Source organism: Paracoccus jiaweipingae (assembly GCF_044335505.1).
Lineage (GTDB): Bacteria > Pseudomonadota > Alphaproteobacteria > Rhodobacterales > Rhodobacteraceae > Paracoccus.
The window spans coordinates 1-2763 of sequence record NZ_JBISBS010000014.1 but is presented as its reverse complement, the minus strand read 5'-3'; the positions used below and the strand labels follow the sequence as shown (position 1 = coordinate 2763).

At 65.7% G+C, this 2763-nt stretch carries 3 protein-coding genes; all 3 read left to right on the top strand.

Annotated features, from left to right (window positions below; all coding sequences use genetic code 11):
• Nucleotides 1–11 precede the first annotated feature (11 nt).
• Entirely contained in the window at nucleotides 12–1052 is a 1041-nt protein-coding gene (gene rfbB, locus ACFXP9_RS14285; RefSeq protein ID WP_397209409.1) for a dTDP-glucose 4,6-dehydratase, read from the top strand.
• Nucleotides 1049–1900, top strand: a complete 852-nt coding sequence (gene rfbD, locus ACFXP9_RS14280) for a dTDP-4-dehydrorhamnose reductase (protein WP_397209408.1) — start codon at nucleotides 1049–1051, stop codon at nucleotides 1898–1900. The genes rfbB and rfbD overlap by 4 nt, the downstream gene beginning before the upstream one ends.
• Nucleotides 1897–2763: glucose-1-phosphate thymidylyltransferase RfbA (rfbA, locus tag ACFXP9_RS14275; RefSeq protein ID WP_397209407.1), on the top strand; the 867-nt coding region annotated here is incomplete at its 3' end. The genes rfbD and rfbA, both read left to right, overlap by 4 nt.

The window sequence follows — 2763 nt, the reverse complement described above, 5'->3', positions numbered from 1 at the left end:
AGGCTTTTAAGATGAAGTTACTTTTGACGGGTGGTTGCGGTTTTATTGGGTCTGCGGTTGTTCGTCTTGCGGTTTCGCGGGGCTACAGTGTTGTGAATGTTGATGCGCTGACCTATGCGGCGAATCCGGCGAATGTGGCGTCGGTCTGCGACAGCGGGCTTTACGCGTTTGAACAGGTCGACATCCGCGACCGTGCGGCGCTGGACGGGGTTTTTGCGCGCCACCGGCCTGACGCGGTGATGCATCTTGCCGCCGAAAGCCATGTCGACCGCAGCATCGACGGCCCCGGCACCTTTATCGAGACCAATGTCAACGGCACCTTCAACATGCTTGAGGCCGCGCGCGCCTTCTGGGTGGGGCAGGGGCGGCCAAAGGGGTTTCGCTTTCACCACATTTCCACCGACGAGGTGTTCGGCAGCCTTGGCGCGACCGGCCAGTTCACCGAGACCACGCCCTATGACCCGCGCAGCCCGTATTCTGCCTCCAAGGCGGCCAGCGACCATCTGGTGCGCGCCTGGCACGAGACCTATGGCCTGCCGGTCGTTTTGACCAATTGTTCCAACAATTACGGGCCGTTCCACTTCCCGGAAAAGCTGGTGCCGGTGGTTATCCTGAACGCGCTGCATGGCCGGCCTATCCCGGTTTACGGCGATGGCGGCAATGTGCGCGACTGGCTGTATGTCGAGGACCACGCCGACGCGCTGTTGCTGTGTCTGACGCAGGGGCAGGTCGGGCGCAGCTATAATATCGGCGGCGAGAACGAGGCCACCAATCTGGACCTTGTGCGGATGATCTGCGCCGAGATGGACCGCCTGCGCCCCGAGGCCGCGCCGCATGACCGGCTGATCAGCTTTGTCGCCGACCGGCCCGGCCATGACCGCCGCTATGCCATTGATCCGACGCGGATTCGCACGGAACTGGGCTGGCGGCCCTCGGTCACGGTCGGGGAAGGGCTGCGGCGCACGGTGGAATGGTATCTGACGCATCAGGACTGGTGGCAGCCGCTGCTGACCCGTCAGGGCGTGGGTCAGCGTCTGGGGGTAGCCGGCTGATGCTGGTCTTTGGGCAGACCGGTCAGGTGGCGCGCGAACTGGCGCGGATCGCGCCGCAGGCCGATTATCTGGGCCGCGATCAGGCCGATCTGGCGGGCGATGCCGGGGCGATCCACGACCTGATCGTGGCGCGCGCGCCCGATGCGGTGATCAACGCCGCCGCCTATACCGCCGTGGACAAGGCGGAAACCGACGCCGCCACCGCCACCGCGGTGAACCGCGATGCCGTCGCGGCAATGGCCGCGGCCTGTGCGCGTCTGGGGGTACCCTTTGTGACCCTGTCGACCGATTACGTCTTTGACGGCAGCGGCGATCAGCCCCGCGCCGAGGCCGCCGCGACCGGCCCGCTGGGGGTGTATGGCGCGACCAAGCTGGCCGGGGAACAGGCCGCGCTGGACAGCGGGGCGCAATGCGCGGTGCTGCGCACGTCATGGGTGTTTTCGGCCCATGGCAGCAATTTCGTCAAGACGATGCTGCGGCTGGGGGCACAGCGCGACCGGCTGGACATCGTCGACGACCAGATCGGCGGCCCGACCCCGGCGGCGGCGCTGGCGGATGCGGCGCTGCGGATGGCGCGGCAGATGCGCGACGACCCGGCGCCGCGCGGCATTTATCACCTGTCGGGTGCCCCGGATGTCAGCTGGGCCGGCTTTGCGCGCCAGATCTTTGCGCGGGCCGGGCTGTCCTGTCAGGTGGCCGGGATTGCGACCACCGATTATCCGACGCCCGCGCGGCGGCCGCTGAATTCGCGGTTAAGCTGCGCGCGCATTCACGCAGATTTTGGCATTGAACGGCCGGACTGGGACGCCGGGCTGGCGCGGGTTCTGGCGGAACTGGGGGTATCATGAACCAGCGCAAGGGTATCATTCTGGCCGGCGGGTCGGGGACGCGGCTGTATCCGATCACCATGGGCGTGTCCAAGCAGCTGCTGCCGATTTATGACAAGCCGATGATCTATTACCCGATCTCGACGCTGATGCTGTCGGGCATCCGCGAGATCGCGATCATCACCACCCCCGGGGATCAGGCCCAGTTCCAGCACCTGCTGGGGGATGGGTCGCAATGGGGGCTGCGCTTTGAATGGATCGTCCAGCCCTCGCCGGACGGGCTGGCGCAGGCCTATCTGCTGGCCGAAGATTTTCTGGCCGGGGCGCCCTCGGCGATGGTGCTGGGGGACAATATCTTCTTTGGTCACGGTCTGGCGCAATTGCTGGCGGCGGCGGATGCGCGCGTGACCGGCGGTTCGGTGTTCGGGTATCGGGTGTCGGACCCGGAACGCTATGGCGTGGTCGATTTCGACGCCGATGGCCGGGTGCGGGCGGTGGTGGAAAAGCCCCGCGTCGCGCCCTCGGCCTTTGCAGTGACGGGGCTGTATTTCCTGGACGGCAGCGCCCCCGAACGCGCCCGCAGCGTGCGCCCCTCGGCCCGTGGCGAGCTGGAGATCACCACCCTGCTGGAAAGCTATCTTCATGACGGGCTGCTGAATGTGGAACTGATGGGGCGCGGCTATGCCTGGCTGGACACCGGCACCCATGCCAGCCTGCTGGACGCAGGCAATTTCGTGCGCACGCTGGAAAACCGCCAGGGCCTGCAAACCGGATGCCCCGAGGAAATCGCCTTCACCAGAAACTGGATCACCCGCGAAGACCTCATCAAACGCGCAGACCTTTGCGGAAAAAACCAATACGGAAAATATCTGAAAAATCTGGCG